Origin of the sequence: Paraburkholderia ginsengiterrae (assembly GCF_001645125.1) — a bacterium.
Classification (GTDB): domain Bacteria; phylum Pseudomonadota; class Gammaproteobacteria; order Burkholderiales; family Burkholderiaceae; genus Paraburkholderia; species Paraburkholderia ginsengiterrae.
The window spans coordinates 1-460 of the sequence record NZ_LXKA01000230.1; the positions used below are offsets into that span (position 1 = coordinate 1).

The 460-nt window shown below is 69.8% G+C and carries 1 protein-coding gene; it reads left to right on the forward strand.

The window, feature by feature from the left end; genetic code table 11:
• Positions 1-262: 262 nt before the first annotated feature.
• Positions 263-457, forward strand: a complete 195-nt coding sequence (locus A6V37_RS40790; RefSeq protein WP_157447886.1) for a hypothetical protein — start codon at positions 263-265, stop codon at positions 455-457.
• The last annotated feature ends 3 nt before the right edge of the window (positions 458-460 follow it).

Sequence of the window (460 nt, forward strand, 5' to 3'; positions counted from 1 at the left end):
GGCATGGTGTGTGATGGGCGCGCGGCTGTGTGTTGGGGAGCGGTTCGGGCGCAGGAGATTCGAGGTACGATGTATGGTGCGGGTAGTGTGGGCGCGCTGGGGGCGAAGGGGGGTGGCCGCACAGGCTGGGGGCGGGGGGGTGTGGGAGGTCATGCGGGGGGTCGGGGGCGGCGGTGGGGTGGGGAGTGAGGAAAGGCAGGGAGAGGACAAGGCAGAGAGCAGGGACAGGCCGGGGATCGGAGTCGAGCTGGACCAGAAGGATGTGCAGCGAGGACTCGGCGGCGCGAGGAAGGTCGGCATCGGCGGGGCGCATGAGGCGGGCGCGCAGCAACTGTTGAGCGTGGGCGCGGCAAGCGGCGGCAAGGCAGGGGGTCACTCGGCCAGGGTCCGCGCGGTGGAAGTCATGGCGAGCTACGAAGTCGCGCAAGCGCCGGATAGCGAAGTCAAGGCTGCTTGATAG